Source organism: Kitasatospora sp. NBC_01300 (assembly GCF_041435235.1).
Taxonomy (GTDB): Bacteria; Actinomycetota; Actinomycetes; order Streptomycetales; family Streptomycetaceae; genus Kitasatospora.
This window is the reverse complement of record NZ_CP108408.1, coordinates 4,084,932-4,108,926: the sequence shown is the minus strand read 5'-3', so window position 1 is coordinate 4,108,926 and position 23,995 is coordinate 4,084,932. Positions and strand designations below refer to the sequence as shown.

The window sequence follows — 23,995 nt, the reverse complement described above, 5'->3', positions numbered from 1 at the left end:
CGTGGCCGCGGGCGACCGCGTGCTCGCCCCCGGGCACATCCAGTTCGGCGAGCAGTTGCTGCTCGGCCCTGGCACCCCCTACCGGTGGCGCAAGCTCACCGGCTGGTCCGACAGCCCTTCGTTCGACTCCGGCACGACCAACAGGCCGGCCGGACACGGCGCCTACCCCGGCGACCTCTGGGCGCAGCCGCGCACGATCACGGTGGATGAGATCACGATCCGGGCGCCGGCCGCCCGGATCGGCGCGGCCGTCGCCGCCTTCGAGGCGGGGGCGGTGTCGCTGGTTGACGAGGTGCCGCTCGTGGTGCAGGTGGACGAGCGCGGGCCGCTGATGGTGTGGGCGCGGTGCCTGCGGTGGTCGGTGCCGACCGGCCGCGGCTACCGGGTCGGCACCATCACCGGGTGCGCGTTGCAGTTCGAGGCCACCGACCCGCGCCGCTACTCGCTGGCGGAGCAGCAGGCCGAGGCTGGACTGCCGGTCGACGAGGCCGGCCTCGACTGGCAGGCCGCCGGTGCGGTCGAGCAGGGCCTCGACTGGCACCTCACCACCCCGCCCCCGCCCGCCGGTGGCCCGGCCGTCGAGGCCGGGCTCACCTTCGGGGCCGGCGGCGCGTCCGGCAGCCTCACCGCCACCAACGCCGGCAACGCCGACGCGCCGGCCGTGCTGACCTTCACTGGGCCCGTAACGAGCCCCTCCCTTCGTTGCGTCCGAACCGGCCGGCGGTGGGAGTACGACCTCACGCTCGGCCCGGGCGAGCAGCTCGTCGTCGACGCCGCGGCCGCCACGGTCACCCTGGGCGGCGCCTCCCGGATCTACACCGTGACCGATCTCTCGGCGCCCGAGCAGCTACTCGCCGTCCCGCCCGGGGTGACCGACTTCGCGTTCCGCGGCGCCCCCGACGTCCCCCCGCACCCGGACGCCCGCGCGCTGCTGCGCTGGCGCCATGCCTACTGGTAGGAGGCACCCCGCATGACCGTGCGCGCCGCGTGGCTCCCGCCCACCGGGCAGAGCCGCACCGACACCCGCCTGTCCCCCATCGGCACCATGACCCCCACCGGACCGACCACCACCGCCCCCGGGGTCATCCCCGGCGGCACCCCGCTCCTGCTCACGTCCACTGCGCCGATGCAGGCGCAGCTCGGCGTTGGCCGCGCAGTCGTGCAGGGGAGTGTCCTTCAGGGCGGCTACCCGGTCACGGTGACCGCGCCGGAGGCGCTCACCTTCGGGGCCGGGCACCCGCAGTACGACCGGATCGACCTGATCGTCATCAGGGTGTACGACGGGTTGTTCGACGCCAGTGGCAAAGCTCTGGTGTCGGTCGAGATCGTGCAGGGCGCGCCGGCTTCCAAGCCCGGGGCGCCGGCGGCGCCGGCCTGCTCGCTGCCGCTGTGGTCGGTGCGGGTACCGGTCGGTGCGTCCGCGGGCACCGGCGGAATCCCCTGGGCAACGGCCCTGACCGACCTGCGCACCTACACCGTGGCGGCCGGCGGTGTCCGACCGGACGGCTCTACCGACCCGGGCTCCTACACCGGGCAACTGCGTGACACCGGCGCCCGCGTCGAGCGGTGGTCCGGGGCCGCGTGGGTGGCCTACCCGCAGGCCATCGGCGGCATCATGCCCAACTCGGGTCTAGCGTTCGGCACTTACGTTGGTCAGTGGCGCGACGGCGCCAACGGCCTGGAACGGTGGTCCGGTACCGGGTGGGTGCCGATGGGCGGGTGGACGTCGTACACGCCCACGTGGGGCGGTCTGGAGTCGCTCGGTTCCTCGGTACCGTCCGGCCGCTACTGCCGCATCGGGCGCCGCGTCGAGGTGGTCGCCTCGCTCGCCTGGGGCCCCGACAGTGTGCTCGGTTCGGCCAACATCACCGTGAGCCTGCCGTTCCCCGCGGTCGACGGTGCGGCCCCGCTCGGCTGGCAGGGCACCGGCCGCTACGTCGACGGCGCCGGCAACGCCTGGAAGCTGCTCACCCCGTGCATCGAGCGCGGCGCGAGCGTCGCCTACGTGTTCGCCTACCGGGTGAGCGATCTTGGCTTGGTTACCCCCGGCAGCATCGGCCTGTACTGGGGCAACATCCTGTCGACCATGCGTATCCAGATCACCTACGAGACCACCGCCTAGGGCCACCGGCCCCGGGCACCCCGGGGGGTGGTCGCGTCGCTGCCCCCCACCCCGTACCGCATCCTGATCTGCGATCTCCGCTCCGATCAACTCCTCGACGTCCTACCGCTGTGGGCCGTCAGCTTCGACGAGTACCTCGGGAAGTCGGGCTCACTGCGGGCGACGGTGCACCTCGCGACCGCCGAGCTCGCCGTCCGCGCCCGCGCCGCCCTGGTCCCCGGTCGCACCGGGCTGTGGGTCGAACGCGACGGCGCGATCTGGTGGGGCGGCATCCTCTGGACCACCAGCCTGCAGAGCGACGACCGCGGGCGCCTGCAGCTCGATCTACAGGCCGCCACCTGGGACAGCTACCTGTCCCACCGCATGCTCTACGACTCCCAAGTCGTTTACGGCGCCGACCAGTTCGACATCGTCCGCAACCTCATCTCGTACACCGCCGGGCAGCCCGGGGGCGACATCGGCATCGAAGCCGATACCGAGATCTCCGGCGTCCCGCGAGATCGGTCCTACAGCCGATACGACCTGCCGTTCATCCGGGACCTGATCGAGCAACTCTCACGTGTCGAGCACGGCTTCGAGTGGCGGATCGCATCCCTTCGCGACCCCGCCACCGGCCGACGCATCAAGCGACTGCAGCTCGGCCACCCGATCATCCGCGCCGGCCGCGGCGACATCGTGCTCACCCGCCCCGGACCGATCATCTCGTACACGTGGCCGACCGACGCCACGCGCAAAGCCAACGCCTGGCAGTCCCGCGGCGCAAGCGTCAACCGCAACCAGACTGCCGAAAGCACGCCGCTACTCTCCTCGCTGATCACCACCGCGGCGGACGTCGAGGCCGGTTGGCCGCGCCTCGACGGCAGCTCGGACTACAGCACGGTTGAACAGCAGCCCACCCTCGACGCGCACGCCCGGGCCGACGCCGACGCCCACCTCGACCCGCACACCGTGCCCGAGCTCACCGTGCGACTCGACGGCCAGATCACCCCCGCCCTGCTCGGCGCTACGGTCCGCGTGCGGATCGTCGACCTGTGGTGGCCCGAAGGGATGAGCGCCCGATTCCGGATCATCGGCATCGCAGTCACGCCCCCGGAGCGCGGGCGCCCCGAGACCGCCAAACTCACGTTGGAGGAAGACTAGTTGGCCGCGATCCCGCAGGATCTCCTCGACCGCATCCGGACCCTGGAGCGGCAGGTGCGCGAACTGTCCGGCCGCGCGCAGACCCGCCCAGCCCTCGACCAGATCCAGCACCGCCCTGTCGTCATCGCCGAAGGCGGCACCCTCCAAGTGAAGGCCAAGACCGGCCAAGAAATGGTGTACATCGGGGGAATCAGTCCGGACCACCCGGACGGCAGCGAACAGTACGGCGTTCTGATCAGCCGCGAGGACGGCTCACTCGCCCTCGCCATGTGGTCACCGGGCAAGATGCCGCAGGGCATTGATATCTACGACAGCCGCGGATCAACGATCTTCACCGAAGACCGGATCAACGGCGGTCTCGGCGTGCCCTACCTGCACACGCCGTTCTACGCCGACGGGGACCTCGACAGGTACCCAAAGACGCAGTCAGGCAGCCCTGAAGCCCTGTGGACGGCGGCACACATCCGCTACCACCCCATGCTCAACGTGGCCGCCTACGGCGCTGCGGACTTCGGCACCACCGGTGCCGTGCAGGTCTACGTCGACGGCCAGCCCTGGGGCGAGCAGCACACCATCAACTCGGGTGACTGGTACTACTTCGCCGACGGCCCGAAGCTCTGCCCCGGCGAGTACGCCGCCCTAACAAAGATCGAAATCAAGGCCTGGCGCACCGGCGGCACCGGCAACGTCTACGCCTGCGCAGCCGGATGCCTGGGCACACAGACCCGCTGACCCCAACTCCCCCTCTCTCCCCGCCCCGTGGCCGTCCGGCCCCGGGGCTTTCCCATGTCTGGAGACACCCCCTATGTCCTGGTACCCCGGCGCCGAACGCATGGAGCTGCAGCCCGAATCCGACGCCCAACCGGCCATCGTGCCCACGCAGTTCATCCTGCACAGCATCGCGGCTGAGTGGTCGCCGCGCCGCATTTACGAGTACTGGCGCGACAGCACGAACTTGGAGAGCCATTTCGGGCTCGGGTACGACGGAGCGATCGCGCAGTTCATCGGCACGCAGACGAGGGCGGACGCTAACGCGGCGGCGAACCGCCGCAGCGACGGCACCGGTGCCGTGTCGATCGAGACCGAGTCCAACAACCAGCACACCGACCCGTGGACCGACCAGCAGATCGAGCAGCTCGTCGCCCTGGGCGTCTGGCTCCACCGCGAGCACGGCATCCCGCTCCGCATCTGCCGCAGCGCCGATGACCCCGGGTACGGGTATCACGGGCTGTTCCGGTCGTGGTCGACGTCCGGCACGGCCTGCCCCGGCGACGCCCGGATCGAACAGTTCCGTACGGTCGTCTTCCCGTCGATCGTCGCCCACGCCAACGGCGCCCCGGACCCCACCACCCCCACACCGCCCCCGCCGCCGGAACCGGCCGGCCCCGCCCGCTACCGAGTCACCATTGGCGGTCAGGAGTACGGTTACGGCGCCCACGGCCCCCAGGTACGGCAGGTGGGCGAGGCACTCGTCACCGCCGGCTACGGCCAGCACTACACCGTCGGCCCCAACGAGGACTGGACGGACGCCGACACCGAGAACTACGCCGCGTGGCAGCAGAGCCTCGGATACAGCGGCGGCGACGCCGACGGCATCCCCGGTGAGCAGTCGCTGCGGCGCCTGCTCGGCGGCGCCCTGCCCGGCGAGCAGACCCTCATCGACCTCGACCAGGTGATCGCCGCCGCCCGCCGCGACCCCGGCCTCGACCAGGGCGCCACCACCTACCCCGACGCCGTCCGACCCGTCGAGGCCGCGCTCGCCGCCGAAGGCCTGCTCGACGCCCAGTGGGCCGGCGACGGCTCGTTCGGCACCCGCACCGTGGCCGCCTACGCCGCGTGGCAGCGCTCCCTCGGGTACCGCGGCACCGCCGCCGACGGCATCCCCGGCCGCGCCTCCCTCGACCAGCTCGGCGCCCGGCACGGCTTCACCGTCCGCTAACCCACCCGCCCTGCCCGGGGCCGGCCGGCCCCGGGCCCCACCAACAGGAGACTCCCTTGACCAACGCCACCCGGCGCACCATCCGCACCGGCCTGCAGACCGTGCTCGGCCTGCTCGCCGCACTCCCCCTACTCGTCTCCACCGCCGGCATCCCCGAGACCCTGCCCGGTATCGCCGTGGCCCTCACCGTAGCCGGAGCGATCACGCGCGTGATGGCCCTGCCCGCCGTCGAGCAGGTCCTGCCCGCCTGGCTCCGGACCACCGAGGAGGACCCCACCGAGTGAGCGCCCCCACCAGCGCCGGCCACCTCGACGACGTCCTGCTCTGGGCCGGCGCGGTAATCACCCTCTCCGCCGCACTCGGCCTACTCTGGCGAGCCACCCGCGGCGCCCGCCACCTCGCACAGCGCGTCGAGGACTTCGTCGACGACTGGACCGGCACCGACGACCGCCCCGGCGTCCCCGGCCGCCCCGGCGTCATGACCCGACTCGGCACCATCGAACAGCAACTCGCCACCGTGCAACACGAACTCCACCCCAACAGCGGCAGTTCACTCCGCGACGCCATCGACCGCGTCGACCAGCGCACCGCCCGCCACCTCGACCCCCCATAGACAGCACAGCGCCCCCTGTACCGGCTACGGCCGGACAGGGGGCGTTCTTGTCGTTGAGAGGAACTAAACGGCGCCGAACTCGCCGCTCCGGATGGCCGACACGAAGGACCGCCAGCCAGCGGGGGAGAAGCCAAGTTCCGGGCCCTGCCGGTCCTTCGAGTCCCGTACGGGAACGATGCCCTCGACCGGTGCTGCGCTGACTGCAACTTCAACGCACTCGCCCCCGTTGCCCTGGCTGACTGACGAGGTCTTCCAGTCGCGCGGGCGGCGCCAGTCAACAGGGATGTAAGGCGGGCGGGGGGTGGTCACGTTCAGCAGCTCCCTCATGGCGCGGTGGATCCGGCGTGCGGAGTCCGTCCAGTTCAGCGCTTCCGCACGGAGCCGATCATAGGCCCGGCTGTGCACTGCTGAGATTTCCTGATCAGTGATGAAGCGTCCGTGGCCCAGAACCTCGGTGTAGGTCCATGTGGAACCTTCCGGAAGGGTCAGCAAGTGAAAGCCTCCCTGGCCGGTCCTCTCGCCCAACTCTCGCTGAGCAACGTGCAAGTGGACGTTTGGGTATTGCTCGGAGACGGTCAACAGGTGCGCGAGCTGGTCATACATGACCATGCGTCCGCCGACATGCTGCCAGATGACCCCTTCGTCCACTATGGCGACGAGCTCAGGGCCGTCGACATCGAGGAACCGGCCCTGTCGGTGCAATCGGGCCTGGACCGTCTGCTCGATGTCGTCCGGGTCGGAGTCCGGGTTGAGATGCCGTACCAGCGCGCGGGCGTAGTTGGCTGTTTGAAGTAGGCCCGGCACGCGCTCAGTGTGCAGTCCTCGAATCCGGGTGGCCTTAGCTTCCGTGTCGGCGTACATCTGGAACCAATCTGGATGATCGATGATCCTCCAGTCGGTGTCATCGAACGACCGCATGAGTTGCCCGCTGGTACCGAACAGGGCGTCGCAGTCGTGCACGAAGTCTCGGTGGGGCTTGCGCTGGCTGCTCTCGATCTTCTGTACGAAGGATTCGGACACGTGAAGCGCCGTGGCGAGACTCAGATGGGTGGAGTAGCCGGCGGCTGTCCGGAGATCCCGAAACACCCATGCAAAGGTCTCCGGTCGCAGCGTTGTGCGCACTCGTCGTCCCGCCATCCGCAACCCCATTCCGTACATCAGGTTCTGTCGTGCTGTCAGGTATACCCCTCTGGCTTCCCCGTGCAGTTGGCTAGTTACCGCAACGCAACTCGGTAGGAGGCAACGGCATGGGCACCCTGTTCAAGCCGACGGATCGACAGCTCGTCCACGACCGGCGTAGTCGGCGGGTCGGCGTCTACATGGGCACCTTGGCCGGTAGGTACTACCTACGTCCGGAGCATGGCGGGTGTGAGTGGGCGGCGCAGCCTGTCGATGTCGAACCTGTCTGCCCGCCGCTGGAGTACGCCAACCCGGCTGGAGCCCCCAGGGGTTCGGTCGCTTCGACGTACCGGTGACCCCGCCTCGGGTCTACCTGCCGCTGGTCGGCGTGGTGGCCGTCGCCGCCCTGGCGGTCGCGCTCGTGGCGGACATGGCTATACGCGGTCAGCCGTACGGCTACCGGGCGCTCGTCGTCCTGGTCCTGTTTGGCACCGTGTTCGGCGCGGCGGTCGTCGTCGCCGAACCCCTGCTTCGAAGAGGTCAACTCCCCACAGAAGGGCACCACCTCATGAGTGAACCGCCCCCCGACCTGGACGACCCCGAGCCCGACGTGTGCCCCCCGTGCGGCACGCTGATCCGGCCCGACCCGCCGACCCCCGACGGATGCGCCGGCTGGCGGTACGACTGTGGTTGCTTCGGCTACCTGATGCCGTCGGGGTACCAGGGTGACGAAGTCCGCGTTCAGGTCTGTGGCCGTAAGCCCGTCCGGCGCCGGACCACCGCCCCGGTTCCCGCCGCGTGACGCGTGGTTCCTGGAGTCGGCTTTGGCTTCACCGGGTCACCCACCCGGTAGTCACGGCTCAGATGCTCTGGGGTCTGCACGCCCAATTTGCCTGGCCGGTAACGATGTTCAGCCCCCGACGTCGCGAGATCGTCCGTGACGAACGGGCCTATCGTCTGGCACTTCGCGCGGAACTCGACCGGCGCCGTCTGGGGCTCCCGGCGAACCCCGACCGCCCCGAACACCTTGAAGGAACGAGCGCAGATGGAGCCCCCGGCAGCACGTGAGGTCCGCGTGGAAGTCGTGCCCGCCGACGGGTACCAGCTGGAGATCGAGGGCGCACTGTCCGATCCGTACGTCACGACCGATGACATGAATCGGTACTACGAAGAGGTCATTGCTGACTCGGTCCGCCGGGAACTGTTCATCGCTGACGACGTGCCGCTCGTGCTTCTGGTCACGGACGAAGACGGAGAACTCCGCCGGATCGAGCAGTCGAAGAAGCCCGTCGAGTAGCACCTAGACCCCCGTCCCGGACGCGCAGTCATGGAAACGGCCCGCTCGGGACGGGCTCCAACTCCCGTACCACCACTCAGTGTCGGTCCTGAGTGGACGTCCCGGTACGGGAACAGCGGTCTCGTCCGTACATGCCCCCCGTCGTGGACGGGCGAGACCGCGCCCACCTGTACCTGCCAGCACAAGGAACCGCACGTGGCCCGGTGGCGAAACTGGAAGAACGGCGTTGAGGCGGCCGAACTGGCCGCGCGAACCGATGTGGAGAACAGCGGGACCGTCTCCCCGGCCGTGGCCGGTCGCCTGACTGGCCCGTCGCCCGGCTCGACCGCTGTCGACACCCAGCTCGGCACGCGGATCGGAATCGTCCACAACTACACGCGCGGGGTCGCGTACCTGCGTGAGCCCGGGTCTAACCAAGTCGTGTGGCCCTGTCCCTACCCCTACATCAGTCGCCCGACGCCCGAACAGGCCTTACGGGCGAAGCTTCTTGACGCCGGGGTTGCGCTGTACCGGGAAGACCCCACTTCGAAGAAGGGAGCTACCTGCGGTGCCGATCCCCCGACGGCTGCCGGCTGAGCCGATCGCCCCGAGTCTGTACAGCAGCATCGCGACTGCCATCTACGACGACCTGGAGTTCGACCCGGGCACTGGCTGTCGATGTCCGGAGCGGGCGGCGGGCGGCTGCGTTGACGACCTGGACCTGACTCTCCAGGGCTGGTACCTGCACACGGACGGACGAGAGGGCGTGTTCGTGCGCCGCCGCCGGGTATTGGACGCCGACTCGAAGGTCACGCTCCGCACCGAAGTGGCGTTCCGCAGCCACAACGCGCACGGCCAGCCCGTCTACTGGGCGCTCAAGTGCGCGGGCCCGCTGCACGTCGAGAACGAGTACGAGCGGGCGCGAACGTCCCGTCCGCCCGCGTCCGCGAGACTCCCGTTCCAACCGGCTACCTCCGTGGGTAGCTAGTCCGCACAACCCATCAGACTCCCGTCGGTTGAGCCGGCGGGTTGCACAACCCGTGCCCACTTCCGTGGGTACGGCCCTCCCATCTAGGAGGCAAAGTTGAGCACCATTGACACCGCCAAGCGAACCGGCCGTGAGCTGGTCGACCCGAAGCTGTTCTCCAGCGTCGCCGCGTTCGCGGTCGCGGAGCTGGGCGCGCCGAAGCAGTACGCGGACCGCATCGTGGGTCAGGCGGTCGCCTTCCTGGCGACGGTCGCGCAGTACGACGGTCCGGCGCTGATGCCGAGCGCCGCCGTAGACAAGGGCGTCCACGCCTTCTACCTCCACACGGCGGACGCCGCCGCGTGGTTCGAGAAGGTGGCCGGTCGGTTCATCCACCACAACCCCCGGCCGAACGCGGGCGGGCGCGGTAAGGCCGACCTGGGCCGCACGATCGAGGCCATGGAAAAGGCCGGGTTCGCCGTCGACCTGAAGTTCTGGGCGGAGACCCCGGATGGCCTGATGCAGTGCGACAGCGACGACGGCCGCCCGTACGGAGCCGTCGTCGGGGTCGACCCGGACGAGAGCCCCGACGACGGCGGCGGCAGCAACCCGCAGCCCGGCGACAGCGACGACGGCCGTGACTACCTCGCCTGACTCGCTAGCCTGAAGTGATCAGCCGGGCCGGTTCCCGAACGCTGGGGGCCGGTCCGGCGCCGACCTGATGGGGAGTCATGGCGTTGCACTGGCATGCATACGGGTGGATCGGACGGGAACGGGCGGAGAGTAAGAGCGTTGACGACGAGCTGCCGCCCATGGAAATTAAGTATTGGCTGAGGAAGCCCCCGCGATTGATCAGGGGCACGTTCCACGAGATCGACAAGGCGGTCGACTGGATGGCCGGGGAGCTGGCCCAGTACCCCTACCCGGAGTCCTACGGAAGCGATGACAAGGCGCGCCTGGAGTTCGTCAGGGACACGCTGGCCCAGGCTTCGGGGCGTGATGTGGTCTGGGGCTGGTACCCGAACAACAGCCAGTACGTCGCGCGCGCTCTCATTGCTTGCCCGCGCACTGTGGACGGGATCGCCTGCCCGGAAGGGCTCTAACGTTCGACCGGGTCCCGTCCGGGTTCGCCTGGGCGGGGCTCATCTCTGTGTGCGGTCCGTGACGAAGCTGCCCATCCCAGTTTCAGTCCGAATCAGCCCGTCTGCGCGCAGCGATGCCGTGACCTTCTGAACGGTCGCGCGCGCCACGCCAAAGTCCCGTTCGAGCTGTACCGCCGAAATGAGATAGCCGGGCGGGTACTCGCCGATTTCGATCTTGCGGGCGATCTCGTCGCGGATCTGTCGCCACTTGGGACGGGTCGGGTCGAACTCCATGCCACGAAGGTATCCGTCGACGGGCGCTGACGGCAGTCGGGTGCTATAGGGAGTGATGGACAGTGGTAGGGACCCCTAGTAAGGTCAACGCGACAAGAGCCCCGGCGACCGCGCCAACGGTCCCGGGGAATGGCCCTAGCTTTCTCGGAGCTAAGACATGACCCACTTTATCGCCTGGGTGTTCTTCACCTGGGCCGGCATCCTGCTGGCTGGCCTGATAGCGCTGTACCTGCCCATAGAGGCGGGGGACCCGTTCCAGGCCAAGCCCCCAGCGCCGCCCACCGCGCCGGAACCGGAGATGCCCGCACTCTGGAACATCCCGCCGCACGTAATCGAGCGCTCGAAGCCGCTGAACGCGGAAGATCACGCACCCGTCCGCCTGTACACCCCAGAGGCTCAGGAAGCCCCCGAGCCAGCCCGAGAAGACCCCGCGCCTGAACTCCCCCGACCGGCTACGGTCCGAGTGGTCCCGCTGTGGGTGGCGGTGCTGCTCGAAGACCAGCGGCAAACCGCCCGGCGGCAGGCACTCGAAGCGGCTTCGGCAGGACTGCCTGACCCCGGCTACACCTACCTGGGCGCCCAGGCGCTCATCGGGGCCGGTGCGTGATGGCAACGACGATCACCGAGACCTGCGGCGCCCAACCCCCCGACGGGAAGGCCGGACCGGCCCACAACACCCCGATCCGACCTTGCCACCGCTGTGGCGACACCCGCGACACCGTGACCGCAGTAGCCCACATCGAGGCCATCAGCGGCCCCGGCTTCACAGTCTGGGGATGCCCGACATGCACACCGCTTCTTCGCTGATCGGTTAACCAGCCTCTGCGCACGAGAAGCCCCCCTCCGGCCGGAGGGGGGCTTCTCGCTGTTCCGCCACCGCGGCCGATACCGCTCCGCCGCGTTTCCCCAGGTCAGGCTACGAGTGCTTTAGAGACGTTGTTCCACATCAGGGTCGCGACCCGGTCGTCCCCGGTCACCCCCAGTTCGTCGCGGAGCGCGTGGGCGAGCTGCGCGGCCCGCGCGCCCACCTCGGCGTACGTCCGCACGACCGGCCCGGTGCCGTCCCAGGTGGTGACGGTGGACCGGCCGTGGATGGTGGACCCGTGCTCCAGAATCCGGGCGACGGTGAGCGGGACGTCCTGCATCGTGCTGAACACGGGTCCTCCTTGACCTGGCGGCACTGGCGGCTGCGCCTGCGGCACCTACCGGGCGGTAATGCGCGCGGACGTGCCCGATTGTGCCGCCCCGCCCCGCCCGCTGTCAGTATCCCGGCTCCGTTGCCCGCGTCACGGATCGGCGTCGCGTCAGCCCGCGGTCGGGCCGTCGACGTGGTTGCGGTCGATCGTGAGGGCGGCGCCGCCGTAGGTCTCCTCGACGTTGCCGCGGTACTGGTGGACGCGCTGGTGGTAGCCCCAGAGGTCGGAGCCGAGGGCGCCGGAGTCGGCGGTGTCGGCCCGGTCGTCCCAGCGGGCGTACCAGAGGGCGTCGGGCAGCGGGGAGCTGCCGGCCCGGGCGGCGGCGGCCAGGTCGGCGATGCCGGAGTCGAGGCTGGAGTAGAAGCCGGAGCGGTAGCCGGCGGCGTGCAGGGCCTGGGTCCAGCCGACGGCGAAGTCGACCACGGCCTGGCCGCAGGCGGGGTCGCGCCGCGGGTAGGCCTCGACGTCGAGGTAGACCGGGCCGCCCTTGCCGAATCCGAGCGATCCCATCGCGTGGACGGCTTCGGTGGCCTCGTCCCGGCCCTGCTCGACCGCGTGGGCGGGGTCGATCCGGCGCGGCTTGTTGCCGAGTTCGCTGCACGGCGCCTGGAGCCCGACGTGGGCCGGCAGGAAGCGCCAGCCCAGTGCGCGGGCCTGGCGCACCCACTCGGCGGTGAGCCGGGGCTGGCCGCAGCCGCGCTGGGCGCCGCTGACGTAGATGCCGAGCGCGCCGTACGGGGAGGTCCCGTGCCAGGCCCGCAGGGTGTCGAGGGGCGGCGCGGTGCAGACGTCGAAGGCGGGGCCGGTGAAGTCGTCGTGGATCCTGGGCGGGCCGACCCGGTCGGGCAGGGTGAGGGCCCGGATGCGGGGGAGGGCGGTGGCTCCGGCGCTCACGCCCGTCCCGTCGGTGGCCAGCAGGAGCACGAGGGAGGCGGCGAACAGGGCCGCGGGGCGGAGGTAGCGCACCCGCCCTTGCTACTGACGGACCATCGGACGAACGCGGCAACCACGCCGGGCGCCCTGGGAGAGCCCACCCTTTCGGCCGTACCCGTCCACATCCGTCCCGATAGTTGTAACGAGCTTGCCCGTTTATCACTCCTTACGGCAAACTCGCCCATATGCCCAGCTCCCATCCCAGCGAAACCACCGCCCCGATGCCGGCTGCCGCCGTCGCCGAGGCGCTTGCCATGCCGCCCGCCCCCCAGGGCGAGCCCGCCGGCGAGCGGGGCAGCTGGCGACGAGGCGGGGCACCCGGCTCCACGGCACCGCCCGACGCGCCCCCCGGCCGGCCCACCGGCCGACTCCCGAAGGTCCTGCGGCGCCCGGAGAGGATCCCGGCGCCGCTTCTCTGTCTGACCGCGATGTTCCTGGTGCAGACCGGGATCGCCCTGTCCAAGCCGCTGTTCGGCCCGCTCGGGGTCAGCGGCACCACCTTCCTGCGGCTGGGCTTCGCGGCGGTCATCCTGCTCGCCGTCACCCGGCCCCGGCTGCGCGACAAGCGCCCGCGCGACCTCGCCGCGGCGGCCCTGCTGGGCGTGGCCTCGGCCGGGATGACCTTCCTGTTCGCCGGGGCGATCGACCGGCTGCCGATGGGCACCGCCGCGACCATCGAGTTCCTCGGCCCGCTCGCGGTCGCCCTGGTCTTCGCCCGGCGCGCCAGCCACCTGCTCTGGGCGCTGCTCGCCGCCGGCGGCGTCGTCCTGCTGACCCTGCTCGGCGAGGGCGGCGACGGGGGCGGGCTCGACCCGGTCGGACTCCTCTACGCCTTCGGGGCGGCCGCCTGCTACGCCGCGTACATCCTGTTCACCGACAAGGTCGGCGCCGCCTTCCAGGGCTTCCAGGGCCTGGCGGTGTCGATGACGGTCGGCGCGCTCGCCCTGGCGCCGTTCGGACTCGGCCAGGCCTGGGACGGGCTGACCGCGCCCGGCGCCTCGCCGCTGGGGCTGCTGGCCGCGGTGGCCGGGGTGTCGCTGCTGCTGCCGGTGATCCCGTACGCGCTGGAGATGACCGCGCTGCGGCGGATGCCGCAGCGGGTGTTCAGCGTGCTGGTCAGTCTGGAGCCGGCGGTCAGCGCGCTGGTCGGCCTGGTGGTGCTCGGCCAGCTGCTGGGCGTGCCGCAGCTGGCCGGGATCGGCTGCGTGGTGGCGGCCAGCGTGGGAGCCACGCTGACCGGGCGGCGGTAGGGCGGCACGGCCGGTCCGAGGGCCTGGCCCTCGGACCGTCGGACCGTTACGGCCACAGCAGGGTGCGCGACCACTCCGGGGTCCGGACCGGGCCGGTGCGGGTGTAGCGCAGCCGGACGTGCCGGCGCTGCGCGTCGCCCTGCCAGTACTCCACCTCGTGCGCCCACAGGGTGTAGACCGCGTGCCCGGCCGCGACGGCGTCCGGGGTGGCCTCCAGCCGGCGGCGGGCGACGGCGACGGCCTCGTCGTACTCGGCGAGCGAGGCCATCGGCTCGCTCTGCCGCCCGACCAGCGCGCCGACCCGGGCGTCCGGGGAGCGGGTGGCGAACTCGGCGGCGGCGACCAGGTCGGCGGCCCGCTCGACGGTGCCGCGGACCCGGACCTGGCGGCCCAGCTGGGGCCAGTAGACGGTCAGCGCGGCGGCCGGGTGGTCGGCCAGCTGGCGGCCCTTGGGGCTGTCGGCGGCGGCGGAGAAGACCCAGCCGGTGCCGGACGCGTCGACGTCGCGCAGCACCAGCACCCGGGCGTCCGGCAGGCCGTCCCCGTCGACCGTGGAGAGGGTGACCACCTGCGGGTCCGGCACGCCGGCGGCCAGCGCGGTGGCGAGCCAGTCCACGAACAGCGGGCCGGGCTCGGCGGGCGCGGCCTCGGCGTCGAAGGTCGGCAGCGGGCGGGCCATCGGCGGGCGTCCGAGCAGCAGCTCGGGCACGGACTTCGGCTCGGGCCGGTGCTCGGCCGGCTCCCGGCGGGCGTCCGGCCCGGATCGCGGATCCGGCTCCGGTGCAGGCCAGGCCTCGCCCGGGCCGGTCAGGCCCTCCTCCTCCGCCGCCATCGCGCGCCCTCTCCTCCGGTTGCCGCGGTCGCCGCCCCGGCCGGGCCGTCCTTCCCGGGCCCGGGCACGTGGTGCGCTGTCGGAGCGCAACCGTACCGCCGAACACCGACGGCTCCGGGCGCGGGCCCTCGCTGGACGCGTTCGCGCAGTCCGGGCCTGCCTCGACGGGCGGTCCCGGGCGGTCCCGGGCGGTCCCGGGCGGTGTCGGCGGCGACGGACGCTACCGGGCGGCGCCGGACGCTGCCGGCGGCGACGGGCAGCCGGCGACGAGCGGGCCCGGGCGGTTCGCTCCCGGCCCCGGACGCACTCGTGGGCGGTGCCGATGGCGGCACCGCCCACGAGGCCGGCTTCGCGGTGACCCTTTCCGCTGGCCGGTCATGCGCTGTTCTGATCCGCGCCCGGGCGGCGATTCCGCCCGGAGACTGGTTCGAGCCCCTCCGCGAGTGCTCAGCTCACCCGCGGCCGCCCACCTCCGGCGCCCCCGCCGTCGGTGGTGCCCGATCGGATCAGTGGAAGATCGGGGCGAACACGACGTTGATGTTCTTGTTGGACTGCCCGGCCAGGATGGTGCCCGCGTTGTCCTTCACCGCGAGGGTGTTGTTCTGGTTCGAGGCACCCGTCCCGGTGGCGGTCTGCTGGGTGGAGATGTAGTTGCCGTCGACCCCGCCGAACACGTTGCCCGTGCCGACGTTGGACACCACGCCGGCGTTGGAGCCGGCACCGGCGCCCGCACCGTTGTCGGCCGCCGCAGCGCCGGCGCCGGCCAGCAGCAGGCCGGCCGCGAGCGGGGCGGCGAGCAGGAGTCCGGCCACCCGGCGGGTGTGGATGCGAGCCATGAGAGCCTCCAAGAAGCTGTAAATCGTGCAATTGTCGAGCAGGGGGTGCGGGAGTTCGCCGGCCAGACGAACACCTGCGGGCTGCGACGCCGAGAGACAGACTTCCGCAACAAATCGACAAAGCACTAGTCGACGGAGCAGTTTTCGCCCGTTAGCGTGATATCCACCCGGGCTGCGCATAACGGACCGAAAATCGGACAGCGCGCCGACACACCCCTACTGAGCTGGCACTTTGCTTGGACGGCAGCCTCCCGGAGGGCCCTTCAGACAGGGCGCTCCACCGTCACGCGAGCCACCAGGCGCACCACCCCCGGCGCAGGGAAATCAGGAAACGCGCCCCCGAAAAGTTCGACCACCCTCCCATGTCGACTTTTCCAGCCATTCCCAGACCATCGGAAAGTCGTACTGAAATATGGGGGGAAATAACATCACACCATCTTGCCCGGGTTCATGATTCCCAGCGGATCGAAGACCGCCTTCAGCTGTCGCTGGAGGTCCAGCGCGACCGGCCCCAGCTCGCGCGCCAGCCAGTCCCGCTTGAGCAGCCCCACCCCGTGCTCCCCGGTGATCGTGCCGCCCAGCTCCAGCCCCAGCGCCATGATCTCGTCGAAGGAGCGCTGCGCCCGCGCCGCCTGCTCCGCGTCCGAGCCGTCGAAGATCACGATCGGGTGGGTGTTGCCGTCCCCGGCGTGGCTGACCACCCCGATGGTCAGCGCGGGCAGCGCCAGTCGCCGGGCCTCCAGCAGCAGCTGCGACTCCGCCTCGTCCTCGGCCGGCACCACCTCGGTCGCCCCGGCCGCCCGGCAGAGCTCCGCCACCCGCGCCAGCCCGGCCTCCCGGTCCGGCCCGTCGAAGGCCACCAGCAGCAGCGCCCGGGTCGTCTCCGGCAGCCCCATCCGCCCCAGGTCGTTGACCGCCCGCACGCTGACCGCGTCCATCAGCTCCATCAGCGACGGGGTCAGGCCGCACGCCATCACCTCGCAGACGGCCGCGCCCGCCGTGTCCGCGCTCGGGAACTCCGCCGCCAGCGCCAGCTGCGGCGCCGGCGCGGGCCGCAGCGCGAGCACCGCCCGGACCACCACGCCCAGCGTGCCCTCCGAGCCGACCAGCAGCCGGGTCAGGTCGTACCCGGCCACGCCCTTGGCCGTCCGGCGCCCGGTGGACAGCAGCCGCCCGTCCGCCAGCACCACGTCCAGGCCGAGCACGTACTCGCTGGTGACGCCGTACTTCACGCAGCAGAGCCCGCCCGCGCCGGTGCCGATGTTGCCGCCGATCGTGCAGGACTCCCAGCTGGACGGGTCCGGCGGGTACGACAGGCCCAACTCCTCGGCTGCTCGCGACAGTTCGGCGTTCACCACGCCGGGCTCGACCACCGCGATCCGGTTCACCGGGTCGAGCTCCAGGATCCGGTTCAACTTCACCATCGACAGCACGATGCAGCCGTCCACGGCGTTCGCCGCCCCCGACAGCCCGGTCCGCGCCCCCTGCGGCACCACCGGCACCCGCAGCGCGGTGGCGGTGCGCAGCACGTGCTGCACCTGCTCGACCGTCTCCGGGAACACCACCACGGCGGGCGCACCGGCGGCGCAGAAGCCGGCCATGTCGTGGCGGTAGGCGGCGGTCACGTCCGGATCCACCACCACCGCCCCGGCCGGAAGGCCCTGCGCCAGTCGGTCCGTCAGGTCACCCATCGCCGCCTCCACTCGCCGCCCGCCGCCTCCACCGCACTCTGCCCGCCCGCCGGGGGCCGGGCAAGTGGGCCCCGGCGGATCCGCGGGCATGAGGCCCGGCCGGATCGGGCCTACCGGCGGACCACCGGCTCCTGGAACTCCGTGACCCACCGCGCCGGGTCGTCCGGGCACTCCAGGTAGAGCTCCCGGGCGTAGCCGGCCGAGCGGTAGCCGTTCGCGTCGATGAAGCGGGCCAGCTCCTGGAAGCTCCCCATCGCCTCGTCCATCGAGCCGCGGTGCACGACCGTCGCCGCCTCCTCGATCGGCGGCAGGTCGAGCACCGCGAAGCCGTACCGGCCCGGCTCCACCGCCGGCCCGACCGGGACGGCCACCCGGATCAGCACCGTGCCCTCGCCCTCCGGCACGTCCTCGTACCGGGCGACGGACGGGCCCGCCTCGGCGATCCCGGCCTCGGCCAGCCGCCGGCACAGCTCCGCGAACAGCGGGCCGATCACCGGTCCGATGTCCTCCGGCTGGTAACTCGCGGCCACTGCGGTCAGTTCGGCCACCCGGACGGACGGCACCCGCTTCAGTACGACGTCGTGTGCGGACATGGTCCCCTCGCTCTCGATCGTCCGGAGCCTCGCCTCCACCCGGGTCAGCCGCTGCTCGTCCGCGGCGATCGCCTCGGCGAGTTGGGCCCGGCGCAGCCGCAGCATCCCGCGCAGTTCGGCCGCGTCCACCTGCTCATCCAGGACGGCCCGCACCTGCTGCAGCGTGAAGCCGAGCTCCTTGAGCGCGATCACCCGGTTGAGCCGGGCGAGTTGGGACGCCTCGTAGGACCGGTACCCGCTGACCGGGTCCACCCTGGCGGGCCGCAGCAGCCCGATCGCGTCGTAGTGGCGCAGCATCCGCACCGACACCCGGCCGTGGCTGGCGAAGTCTCCGATGTTCAACATGGTGCCCCCACTCCACCCCCTGCCACCGTGTCAGGGTCAACCCCCGCCCCCGGAAACGCGGAAGGCGGGTGCCGAGTGATCTCGGCACCCGCCCTGAGCAGGTGGTTCTCCAACCAGCGGAGAGCGTGGGATTCGAACCCACGGTACGGGGTCACCGCACGACAGTTTTCAAGACTGTTCCCTTAGGCCGCTCGGGCAGCTCTCCAGGCGGAGGTCAGCCTAACGGGTCCGGCGGGGTTCGGTGCACACCGTTTCGTGCGGGTGGGGGTCAGCTGTCGCCGTCCCGCTGGCCGAGGGTGACCTTGGTGTTGAACTGCTGGCCGTTGCGGGTGTACTCGACGTCGACGGTCTCGCCGGGCTTGTGCGTCCAGATCCGGCTGACCAGGGCGGGGCCGTTCTCGATCGGCACTCCGCCGAGCTTGGTGATGACGTCGCCCGGCTTGAGACCGGCCTTGTCGGCGGCGCCGCCGGGGGTGACGGCCGGCTGGCCCTGGATGTCGCGGGTCTGGATCTGCGCGCCGTCGCCCTTGTAGTCGTCGTTGCGCAGCACGTCGAGCTTGGCGTAGACCGGCTTGCCGGTCTTGATCAGGGTGTCGGCGACCCACTTGGCCTGGTTGATCGGGATGGCGAAGCCGAGGCCGATGCTGCCGGCCCGGCCGTTGGCGGAGGCGTTGGACTGGATCGCCGAGTTGATGCCGATCACCGAGCCGCTGGAGTCGAGCAGCGGGCCGCCGGAGTTGCCGGGGTTGATGGAGGCGTCGGTCTGCAGCGCGTTCATGTAGGAGGACTGGCCGCCGGTCTCGTCGCCGGAGGCGACCGGGCGGTCCTTGGCGCTGACGATGCCGCTGGTGACGGTGGACTCCAGGCCGTACGGCGCACCGATCGCGACGGTGGCGTCACCGACGTTGACCTTGTCGGAGTCGGCCAGCGGAAGCGGGGCCAGCTTGCTCTTCGGCGGGTTGTCGATCTTGACCACGGCGACGTCGTAGCCCTCGGCGTGGCCCAGCACGGACGCGTTGTAGGACGTGCCGTCGGCGAACTTGACGGTCAGTTTGCCGCCGTTGAGGGTCGGCGCGACCACGTGGTTGTTGGTGAGGATGTGGCCCTCGGTGTCGAAGACGAAGCCGGTGCCGGTGCCCGACTCGCCGTTGCCCTGCGCCTTGATGGTGACGACGCTGGGCAGCGCCTTCTGCGCGATGCCGGCGATCGAGCCGGGGGCGGGCTCGTTCTTCTGGGTGTTGCTGGCCTGGACGGTGGTGCTGCGGTGGTCGTCGGCGCTGTTGGTGCTGTCGTTGCGGTCCGCGACGGTCACGCCGAGCGCACCGCCGGCCACGCCGGCGACCAGGGCGACGGCGGCGATCAGGGCGACCAGGCCGCCGCGCTTCTTGCGCGGGCCGCCGGGGCCGCCGGGGTAGTCGGCCGGGTAGCCGAGCGGTCCGGCCGGGCCGCCCGGGTAGCCCGCGCCGCCGCCGGCGTCGTGGGCGGCACCCCAGCCGCCGAGCGGCTGGCCGGCGCCGAACGGGTGGTGGCCGGGCGCGGGGTGCGCGGCGGGCGCGCCGGGGGCGGCCGGGGTGCCGTACGGGTCGTGCGGGCCGGCGGCGGGGACGCCGTGGGCCGGGGTGGCGTACGGGTTGGCACCCGGCGGCAGGGCCGGGCTCTCGGCGACGGGTGCGACGGGTGCCGCCGGCGCGGCCGGGACCGGCGGTGCCGGCGGCAGGACCGGCGGCGGCGCGTCGATGTAGCCGGTGGCGGCGTCGACCGGGGCGGCCGGCGCGTCGGCGACCGGCACGGCCGGGGCCTGCGCGGGCGCCTCCGGCGCGGGGACCTTGGTGAAGGCCACCGTGGGCTGGTACCCGCCCTCGGCCGGAACACCGTCGGCCGCCACGCCCTCCGTCGGCGCGGCCTCAGCCGGTGCTGCCTCGGCGGCCGGAGCGGCCCCGGGCTCGGGGACCCGGCCGAAGGCCAGTGTCGGCTGGTGCCCGCCCGAGGCGTGGCCGTCGGAAGCGGGAACAGCCGCCGCCTGGCCGCCCGAGGGCTGCTCCCCCTGCGGCCCGGTGGGCCCAACCTCGCGCTCGGTGCTCACGAACGACCTCCATAGCTGACAGAACCAAGGACCATAGTTTTTCGTACTGCCGATTCGTTTGCCGTAAGGACCCCTCTGAATAACTCATAAGAATCCTTAGCCGCCGCCGACAGCCGGGCCGCCGACCAGGCTGTCCTGCGCCGACGACCGGGCCCACGACCGAGCCGACGGGCAACACGACCGAGCCGACGGGCAAGTCGACGGCCGAACCGGCGACCGGCCGACGACCGGAGGCTCCCCCACCTCCGCCGGGCGTCCCGCGATGCGGGCCGCACACCCCGTGGCCTTGGCGTTCACCCCCGGGCCGGTTAGCCTGTCGCTCACAACTGACACGCGGGAGCTTGGACCGTCCAGGCTGAGAGTGCGCTGGTCGACCGTACGCCACGGGATCGTGGGCGGACCGTCGAGGGGGCGCAGACCGCCGGAACCTGTCCGGGTAATGCCGGCGTAGGGAGTATCGGCCATGTCGCCTGCTTCGCCATCCTCTTCTTCGGGCGCGCCCGCGTCCAAGGGTTTCCCCGAACCGTCCCCGGCCGCTCACGGCGGTGACGGCGGTCACGCGGACCCCACCGGCACGGCGACCGCCGTCCTGGACCGCCCGGAGCGTGCCGAGGCGCCGCTCGTACTGGACACCGAGCCGCCGCGCACGCTGCGCTTCCGGGACCACTTCGCGCTCTGGATGAACCTGGGCGTCAGCCTGATCGGCTTCTCCACCGCCGCGACCGTGCTCGGCGCCAAGGGCAGCGAGCTGTCGCTGGCCGCCGCGGTGACCGCGATCGTGGCCGGCACCGTGGTCGGCACCGCGATGCTCGGCGTGGCCGCGCTGATCGGGGCCCGTACCGGCGCGCCCGCGATGGCGAACCTGCGCGGGCTGTTCGGCACCCGGCTGTCGTACGTCCCGACCGTGCTGAACATCGTCCAGTGCGTCGGCTGGGGCGTGTTCGAGCTGCTGACGATCGCGGCGGGCGCGCAGACCGTCGCCCACACCGACGGCTACCGCTGGCTGTTCGTGCTCCTGGCGGGCGCGCTGACCACCGCGCTGACCATCTGGCCGCTGGGCTCGATCGCGGTGCTGCGCCGCTTCGTGGCCGGTGCGGTCGCCGTCGCGATGGTGTACTTCACCGTCCAGCTGGGCCGCCAGGGGGTGCCCGACCCGGGCGCCGGCAACTGGCACGGCTTCCTGGGCGCCACCGACGCGATGATCGCGGTGTCGATCTCCTTCGTCCCGCTGGCCGCCGACTACACCCGGCACTCGCGCACCGCGCGCTCGGCGTTCTGGGGCAGCTTCTCCGGCTACACGATCGCCCAGGTCTGGTGCTACGTGCTCGGCCTGATGGCCCTGCTGCAGTCCGACGGCGACCCGAACAGGATCTTCGACTCCTTCCTCGGCGTCTGGGCCGGCTGGCTGTTCCTGCTGGTGCTGGTGCTGCGCGAGACGGACCAGTCCTTCGCCAACGTGTACTCGACCGCGATGTCGGTGCAGAACCTGCTGCCGAAGGTGGACCGCCGGGTGCTGACCGGCGGGATCGGCCTGCTGATCACCGTGCTGGCGCTGCAGATCGACAAGTTCACCGACACCTACACCAACTTCCTCGGCCTGATCGGCTCGGTCTTCGTGCCGCTGCTCGCGGTGCTGGCGGTGGACTACTTCTTCGGCGCCGGCCGGTACGGCTGGAACCTCTCCGCCGACGCGCCCTCGCGCCGCCTGATGCTGCTGCCGTGGGTGCTGGGCTTCGCGGTCTACCAGTTCATCGCGCCGACCGCGGTGGCCAGCTGGTGGACGGGCTTCTGGACCTCCGCCCAGGACGCCCTGCACTTCACCCCGCAGGAGTGGACGTCCGCCTCGCTGTTCGCCTTCCTGGTGCCCGCGCTGGTCACCTGGGCGCTCACCCCGCTGACCCGCAGGGCGGCGCTGAGCTGACCGACCGACACCGAAGACGGCCCCGCGGATTGGGGCCGTCTTCGCCTGCGCGTCACTTCCGCCGCCTATCGTGGGGCCCGTGACCAGCACAGACCCGTCCTCGACGGCGGCGCGCAGCACGCCGCCCGTCCAGGTGATCGCCCACCGCGGTTCCTCGCACGCCCTGCCCGAGCACACCCTGGCGGCGTACCGGCGCGCGCTCGACGAGGGCGCGGACGCGGTCGAGTGCGACGTCCGGCTGACCGCCGACGGCGAGCTGGTCTGCGTGCACGACCGCCGGATCGGCCGGGTCTCCAACGGCCAGGGCACCGTCTCGGCGATGACGCTGGCCGAGCTGGAGGCGTACGACTTCGGCGCCTGGAAGACCGGCCGCCCCAGCACCGACCCCGAGCTGCGCGGCGTGCTGCGGCTGGAGCGGCTGCTGGAGCTGGTGGTGGACTGCGGCCGCCCGGTGGACCTGGCGATCGAGACCAAGCACCCGGTGCGCTACCGCGGCCGGGTGGAGGCCGAACTGTTGCGGACGCTCGAACGCTTCAAGATCGGCGCGAACCGGGAGGGCGAGCGCCCCTCGGCCCGGATCATGAGCTTCTCCTCGGTGGGGCTGGACCGGGTGGCGGCCTCGGCGCCGGAGTACCGGCGGGTGTTCCTGTTCGAACGGGCCCTGCCGCTGGTCGGCCGGCTGCGCCCGGGCTCCCCGCTGCCCGGCGGGGCGCGGATCGCCGGACCGGGCATCGACCTGGTGCGGGCCCGCCCGCAGCTGGTGACGCGGCTGCGCGAGCTGGGGCACGAGGTGCACGTGTGGACCGTGGACGAACCGGCCGACGTGGAACTGTGCCTGGAGCTCGGGGTGTCCGCGATCATCACCAACCGGCCCGCCGAGGTCCTGGCGCAGCTCGGCCGGTGATCCGGCGTCGGACGGCGGGCCGCCCGCAAATCCACCCGCAAAGCCCGGACACAACCTGATCGTTCTGGTCGGCAGTCAAACCTTCCGGGCCCGTTATTGCCGGAATTCATGCGCCGGGGCGACGCACGGTGAGCACGGAATGACCTCAGGTCCACCCTCGGTCGCAATCGCTTGAAATGTCCTCGCGGGATCGTCCGGCGGTCGTTTCCGACGCATTACCAAGGGGCATCTCTCCCTCGGCATACGCTGAAGGAGGTCCGGGGGTGGCGTTGATGGTGGCGCGTGAAGTGCCGACTTCATCGACCATGGCAGTGCCGCACGGCCCGGCGAGTGTCGGGGTCGCACGGCGCCGACTGCGTCGAGATCTGGGTGACCGGCAGATACCGGAGCCGGTCATCGATGATGCCGTACTGATCCTTTCCGAACTGCTGAGCAACGCCTGTCGGTACGCCCGTCCGCTCGGCCCGCTGCGGGCCCTGGGGCGCGGCGCCCGGGCCGAGGTGGTGGACCAGCTGCTGGTCGGCGTCCCCTCCGGGACGCATTCCGCCACGGGCGGCCGGGAGCGCGACGAGCACGGGAGCGGAACGGACGGCGGCGTGCTGGTCCGCTGGCAGCTGCACGCCGACGGCGTGCTCACCCTGGAGGTCACCGACGGCGGCGCGACCACCCGGCCGCTGCCCGCCGGCCCCTCGCTGACCTCGCGCGGCGGTCGCGGACTGAACATCGTCGACCAGCTGGCCAGCGACTGGGGCGTGCGCGACGCGCCCGGCGAGGTGACGGTCTGGGCGGCGCTGCCCGCCCGGGCCCGGCACGCCCGGCGCACCGGTGGTGACGCCCGCAGCGCCTGAACCGACGCGCG

At 71.7% G+C, this 23,995-nt stretch carries 26 protein-coding genes, 1 tRNA gene, 1 pseudogene and 1 riboswitch; of the genes and pseudogenes, 18 read left to right on the top strand and 10 right to left on the bottom strand.

What is annotated here, in order from left to right; translation table 11 throughout:
* Window position 1: 1 nt before the first annotated feature.
* From OG556_RS18350 to OG556_RS18320, 7 genes are all read left to right on the top strand, one after another.
* A complete protein-coding gene (locus tag OG556_RS18350; RefSeq protein WP_371517985.1) occupies window positions 2-958 on the top strand; it encodes a hypothetical protein in 957 nt (318 codons plus the stop codon).
* 12 nt (window positions 959-970) lie between these two features.
* Window positions 971-2,122: a hypothetical protein gene (locus tag OG556_RS18345; protein WP_371517984.1), complete on the top strand. Its 1,152-nt coding sequence runs from the start codon at window positions 971-973 to the stop codon at window positions 2,120-2,122.
* A gap of 27 nt (window positions 2,123-2,149) precedes the next feature.
* Complete coding sequence (locus OG556_RS18340) at window positions 2,150-3,262, top strand: hypothetical protein (protein WP_371517983.1); 1,113 nt, start codon at window positions 2,150-2,152, stop codon at window positions 3,260-3,262.
* The gene (locus OG556_RS18335) at window positions 3,263-3,994 is read left to right on the top strand and encodes a hypothetical protein (protein WP_371517982.1); all 732 of its coding nucleotides are present in this window, start codon (window positions 3,263-3,265) and stop codon (window positions 3,992-3,994) included.
* A 73-nt stretch (window positions 3,995-4,067) separates the two neighbouring features.
* On the top strand, window positions 4,068-5,201 hold the full coding sequence (locus tag OG556_RS18330) for a peptidoglycan-binding protein (protein WP_371517981.1): 1,134 nt from the start codon (window positions 4,068-4,070) through the stop codon (window positions 5,199-5,201).
* 56 nt (window positions 5,202-5,257) lie between these two features.
* On the top strand, window positions 5,258-5,485 hold the full coding sequence (locus OG556_RS18325; RefSeq protein WP_371517980.1) for a hypothetical protein: 228 nt from the start codon (window positions 5,258-5,260) through the stop codon (window positions 5,483-5,485).
* Complete coding sequence (locus OG556_RS18320; RefSeq protein WP_371517979.1) at window positions 5,482-5,814, top strand: hypothetical protein; 333 nt, start codon at window positions 5,482-5,484, stop codon at window positions 5,812-5,814. The genes OG556_RS18325 and OG556_RS18320 overlap by 4 nt, the downstream gene beginning before the upstream one ends.
* Window positions 5,815-5,877: 63 nt before the next feature.
* Here the strand turns inward: OG556_RS18320 and OG556_RS18315 are convergent, their stop codons facing one another.
* Window positions 5,878-6,936, bottom strand: a complete 1,059-nt coding sequence (locus OG556_RS18315; RefSeq protein ID WP_371517978.1) for a Scr1 family TA system antitoxin-like transcriptional regulator — start codon at window positions 6,934-6,936, stop codon at window positions 5,878-5,880.
* 349 nt (window positions 6,937-7,285) lie between these two features.
* On the opposite strand from OG556_RS18315, the gene OG556_RS18310 reads away from it, so the two are divergent.
* The 6 genes from OG556_RS18310 to OG556_RS18285 all read left to right on the top strand — a co-directional run bounded on the left by OG556_RS18310 (window position 7,286) and on the right by OG556_RS18285 (window position 10,279).
* Window positions 7,286-7,735 (top strand): hypothetical protein, encoded by a 450-nt coding sequence (locus tag OG556_RS18310; RefSeq protein WP_371517977.1) that lies wholly within the window; start codon window positions 7,286-7,288, stop codon window positions 7,733-7,735.
* A gap of 243 nt (window positions 7,736-7,978) precedes the next feature.
* Complete coding sequence (locus tag OG556_RS18305) at window positions 7,979-8,230, top strand: hypothetical protein (RefSeq protein ID WP_371517976.1); 252 nt, start codon at window positions 7,979-7,981, stop codon at window positions 8,228-8,230.
* A 195-nt stretch (window positions 8,231-8,425) separates the two neighbouring features.
* A complete protein-coding gene (locus OG556_RS18300) occupies window positions 8,426-8,806 on the top strand; it encodes a hypothetical protein (protein ID WP_371517975.1) in 381 nt (126 codons plus the stop codon).
* Window positions 8,778-9,197 carry a hypothetical protein gene (locus OG556_RS18295; RefSeq protein WP_371517974.1) on the top strand — a complete coding sequence of 140 codons (420 nt, stop codon included), beginning with the start codon at window positions 8,778-8,780 and terminating at the stop codon, window positions 9,195-9,197. The genes OG556_RS18300 and OG556_RS18295 overlap by 29 nt, the downstream gene beginning before the upstream one ends.
* Window positions 9,198-9,293: 96 nt before the next feature.
* A complete protein-coding gene (locus tag OG556_RS18290; RefSeq protein ID WP_371517973.1) occupies window positions 9,294-9,830 on the top strand; it encodes a hypothetical protein in 537 nt (178 codons plus the stop codon).
* Between the two features lie 77 nt (window positions 9,831-9,907).
* A complete protein-coding gene (locus tag OG556_RS18285; protein WP_371517972.1) occupies window positions 9,908-10,279 on the top strand; it encodes a hypothetical protein in 372 nt (123 codons plus the stop codon).
* 39 nt (window positions 10,280-10,318) lie between these two features.
* On the opposite strand, the gene OG556_RS18280 is transcribed toward OG556_RS18285, so the two are convergent.
* Window positions 10,319-10,552: a GntR family transcriptional regulator gene (locus OG556_RS18280; RefSeq protein ID WP_371517971.1), complete on the bottom strand. Its 234-nt coding sequence runs from the start codon at window positions 10,550-10,552 to the stop codon at window positions 10,319-10,321.
* A gap of 157 nt (window positions 10,553-10,709) precedes the next feature.
* Here OG556_RS18280 and OG556_RS18275 point away from each other — a divergent pair, with 157 nt between their 5' ends.
* Window positions 10,710-11,159: a hypothetical protein gene (locus tag OG556_RS18275; RefSeq protein WP_371517970.1), complete on the top strand. Its 450-nt coding sequence runs from the start codon at window positions 10,710-10,712 to the stop codon at window positions 11,157-11,159.
* Between the two features lie 328 nt (window positions 11,160-11,487).
* Here OG556_RS18275 and OG556_RS18270 read toward each other — a convergent pair.
* Together OG556_RS18270 and OG556_RS18265 are read right to left on the bottom strand one after the other, a co-directional pair.
* Window positions 11,488-11,709 (bottom strand): annotated as a pseudogene (locus OG556_RS18270) (fatty acid--CoA ligase); the annotation flags it as partial.
* Between the two features lie 147 nt (window positions 11,710-11,856).
* Window positions 11,857-12,714, bottom strand: coding sequence for a glycoside hydrolase domain-containing protein (locus OG556_RS18265; RefSeq protein WP_371517969.1), 858 nt, complete (start codon window positions 12,712-12,714; stop codon window positions 11,857-11,859).
* A 152-nt stretch (window positions 12,715-12,866) separates the two neighbouring features.
* On the opposite strand from OG556_RS18265, the gene OG556_RS18260 reads away from it, so the two are divergent.
* Entirely contained in the window at window positions 12,867-13,931 is a 1,065-nt protein-coding gene (locus OG556_RS18260; RefSeq protein ID WP_371517968.1) for a DMT family transporter, read from the top strand.
* 46 nt (window positions 13,932-13,977) lie between these two features.
* Here OG556_RS18260 and OG556_RS18255 read toward each other — a convergent pair whose 3' ends face one another.
* The 6 genes from OG556_RS18255 to OG556_RS18230 form a co-directional block, all read right to left on the bottom strand.
* Window positions 13,978-14,763: a pyridoxal 5'-phosphate synthase gene (locus OG556_RS18255; protein ID WP_371517967.1), complete on the bottom strand. Its 786-nt coding sequence runs from the start codon at window positions 14,761-14,763 to the stop codon at window positions 13,978-13,980.
* A 506-nt stretch (window positions 14,764-15,269) separates the two neighbouring features.
* The gene (locus tag OG556_RS18250; RefSeq protein WP_363579777.1) at window positions 15,270-15,599 is read right to left on the bottom strand and encodes a hypothetical protein; all 330 of its coding nucleotides are present in this window, start codon (window positions 15,597-15,599) and stop codon (window positions 15,270-15,272) included.
* Between the two features lie 428 nt (window positions 15,600-16,027).
* The gene (locus tag OG556_RS18245; RefSeq protein ID WP_371517966.1) at window positions 16,028-17,290 is read right to left on the bottom strand and encodes an FAD-binding oxidoreductase; all 1,263 of its coding nucleotides are present in this window, start codon (window positions 17,288-17,290) and stop codon (window positions 16,028-16,030) included.
* A 110-nt stretch (window positions 17,291-17,400) separates the two neighbouring features.
* Complete coding sequence (locus OG556_RS18240; protein WP_363627853.1) at window positions 17,401-18,228, bottom strand: MerR family transcriptional regulator; 828 nt, start codon at window positions 18,226-18,228, stop codon at window positions 17,401-17,403.
* A 117-nt stretch (window positions 18,229-18,345) separates the two neighbouring features.
* Window positions 18,346-18,433, bottom strand: a tRNA-Ser gene (locus OG556_RS18235).
* Window positions 18,434-18,496: 63 nt separating this feature from the next.
* Window positions 18,497-20,311, bottom strand: a complete 1,815-nt coding sequence (locus tag OG556_RS18230) for a S1C family serine protease (RefSeq protein WP_371517965.1) — start codon at window positions 20,309-20,311, stop codon at window positions 18,497-18,499.
* 323 nt (window positions 20,312-20,634) lie between these two features.
* Window positions 20,635-20,782: riboswitch (TPP riboswitch) on the top strand.
* On the opposite strand from OG556_RS18230, the gene OG556_RS18225 reads away from it, so the two are divergent.
* The 3 genes from OG556_RS18225 (at window position 20,775) to OG556_RS18215 (ending at window position 23,984) form a co-directional block, all read left to right on the top strand.
* Window positions 20,775-22,232: a cytosine permease gene (locus OG556_RS18225; protein WP_371517964.1), complete on the top strand. Its 1,458-nt coding sequence runs from the start codon at window positions 20,775-20,777 to the stop codon at window positions 22,230-22,232. It overlaps the preceding riboswitch by 8 nt.
* Window positions 22,233-22,311: 79 nt before the next feature.
* Window positions 22,312-23,136, top strand: coding sequence for a glycerophosphodiester phosphodiesterase (locus tag OG556_RS18220; protein WP_371517963.1), 825 nt, complete (start codon window positions 22,312-22,314; stop codon window positions 23,134-23,136).
* A gap of 305 nt (window positions 23,137-23,441) precedes the next feature.
* On the top strand, window positions 23,442-23,984 hold the full coding sequence (locus tag OG556_RS18215) for an ATP-binding protein (protein WP_371517962.1): 543 nt from the start codon (window positions 23,442-23,444) through the stop codon (window positions 23,982-23,984).
* The last annotated feature ends 11 nt before the right edge of the window (window positions 23,985-23,995 follow it).

Coding starts and splice junctions, on each gene's coding strand:
- OG556_RS18345 (WP_371517984.1), top strand. CDS start 971: ATGACCGTGCGCGCCGCGTGGCTCCCGCCCACCGGGCAGAGCCGCACC.
- OG556_RS18330 (WP_371517981.1), top strand. CDS start 4,068: ATGTCCTGGTACCCCGGCGCCGAACGCATGGAGCTGCAGCCCGAATCC.
- OG556_RS18305 (WP_371517976.1), top strand. CDS start 7,979: ATGGAGCCCCCGGCAGCACGTGAGGTCCGCGTGGAAGTCGTGCCCGCC.
- OG556_RS18285 (WP_371517972.1), top strand. CDS start 9,908: ATGGCGTTGCACTGGCATGCATACGGGTGGATCGGACGGGAACGGGCG.
- OG556_RS18280 (WP_371517971.1), bottom strand. CDS start 10,552: ATGGAGTTCGACCCGACCCGTCCCAAGTGGCGACAGATCCGCGACGAG.
- OG556_RS18275 (WP_371517970.1), top strand. CDS start 10,710: ATGACCCACTTTATCGCCTGGGTGTTCTTCACCTGGGCCGGCATCCTG.
- OG556_RS18260 (WP_371517968.1), top strand. CDS start 12,867: ATGCCCAGCTCCCATCCCAGCGAAACCACCGCCCCGATGCCGGCTGCC.
- OG556_RS18255 (WP_371517967.1), bottom strand. CDS start 14,763: ATGGCGGCGGAGGAGGAGGGCCTGACCGGCCCGGGCGAGGCCTGGCCT.
- OG556_RS18250 (WP_363579777.1), bottom strand. CDS start 15,599: ATGGCTCGCATCCACACCCGCCGGGTGGCCGGACTCCTGCTCGCCGCC.
- OG556_RS18245 (WP_371517966.1), bottom strand. CDS start 17,290: ATGGGTGACCTGACGGACCGACTGGCGCAGGGCCTTCCGGCCGGGGCG.
- OG556_RS18240 (WP_363627853.1), bottom strand. CDS start 18,228: ATGTTGAACATCGGAGACTTCGCCAGCCACGGCCGGGTGTCGGTGCGG.
- OG556_RS18225 (WP_371517964.1), top strand. CDS start 20,775: ATGTCGCCTGCTTCGCCATCCTCTTCTTCGGGCGCGCCCGCGTCCAAG.
- OG556_RS18215 (WP_371517962.1), top strand. CDS start 23,442: ATGGCAGTGCCGCACGGCCCGGCGAGTGTCGGGGTCGCACGGCGCCGA.